This window comes from Xenorhabdus japonica (assembly GCF_900115195.1).
Classification (GTDB): domain Bacteria; phylum Pseudomonadota; class Gammaproteobacteria; order Enterobacterales; family Enterobacteriaceae; genus Xenorhabdus; species Xenorhabdus japonica.
Window position 1 is genome coordinate 1 of sequence record NZ_FOVO01000085.1, and the last position, 1,443, is coordinate 1,443.

At 48.4% G+C, this 1,443-nt stretch carries 1 protein-coding gene and 1 pseudogene; both read right to left on the reverse strand.

The window, feature by feature from the left end:
* Nucleotides 1–468, reverse strand: a pseudogene (locus BM135_RS17135) (hypothetical protein); the annotation flags it as partial.
* 42 nt (nucleotides 469–510) lie between these two features.
* Nucleotides 511–1,443, reverse strand: a 933-nt coding sequence (locus BM135_RS16390; protein ID WP_139204138.1) for a phage tail tip fiber protein, incomplete at its 5' end; no start/stop codon positions are given.

A 1,443-nucleotide genomic window follows, 5' to 3' on the forward strand; every position in this document is an offset into this window, starting at 1 on the left:
TTTATTGGGAATATCCGCCCCGTTCTTCGACCTCATGAGCGCAGATTGAAACAGTATATCGATATCCCGTGTCAGGGCATTAATCGATTTCAGTGACACTGTCCGGCCGTTCGGCAGGGTCACCTCAGCCGTTCCAAACTGCGTCATCCACTCATCCATGTTCTGGAGGAAATTGAGGGTGTAGCTGTAAATCGCCACCATATGCCGGACGCCATCCGAAACGGAATCGGGGACAGTCGTCTGAATCTGGTATTTCACGTTATTCAGGGTGGTTTTGGCTGTATCGGCCAGTACCAGTTCGGTATCCGAGTTTACCGCCTGAATCATGTGTAACAGGTTGCCGTTAGCGGACTGGATTAAAATCAGCTGCGCCGGGGCAACCCCGTTGATATTGTCTTTAAACCGTGTGCCCGTGCCGTGGACAATCGCCGAGCCGGACACGGTGCTAATTGTGCCTTGTGAATACATGGGGTGAGTCCTGAGAGGTTAGAAGTGGTTGGGTGTTATGGATTATGCTTTGAAAACCAGAATGGTTATCATGAACCGGTCTCCTTCTTGGTAATATTGAATTTTCCCTGACGCATTTTTTGGTAATGTTCCATAGCCTGTAATAACTGACGGAACATAACCTCCCATAACAACATGTCCATTGCTAGAATCCCCGCTCATGATAGACGCATATGTCCTCGCCCGACATATTGTATTTCCATTTAAAGATACCCAAGCCTGCTTGCTTGAACTGGCTGCAATTTGCAATGCGGGAATAACAACGACGCGATCGAACGGTGCAGGAGGTATGGTCAAACTCCTATCGGTCAGGGTGTAAACTTTCACGATATCCCCCACGATGTTGTTCACTGACAAAGTCCCCCTGATTTCGCAGTTCTCTTCGATGGTAACATTTCTCAAGGAGCCTGACGTTGCGTTAATTTCTCCCCTGGCCTTGATATTATCAAACTCAGCGAAGCCGCTTTTATCAATTTTCCACCCTGACCGTCCCGCAGTATAATTTCTGGACTGGATGTAATTGCCGATTTTGGCATTGGTAATGCTGCCATCCTCAATAAAGGCGTCACGAGCAAAGAGCTGTCCATTTTTTGCCATCATAAACGGCTCCATCTTCCCGCTGGCAGGATTAAACCAGCCGAAATTCTCTGCATTAAATCCAATGGAGGTGGTGACCTGTCCATTTTTCACCTCAGCCCCGATAATCATACCCGCTTTATAGAACTGACCCTTGTACTTCACCCCTGAACCAATTTCCTTAATGGCATACCCATTGCCATCAATATCAAAGACCGCCGTCGCTTTCTCTTCAATCGCTGCCGCATTCTCCCCGACGTCAGCCTGTACCTTCTTCATGTCCTCAGCAAAGGCCACCCGGTCGGTAACCTGTGTGGTCTGAATATGCAGGATTTCCGCCCGCATATCCCCGTTCACTTT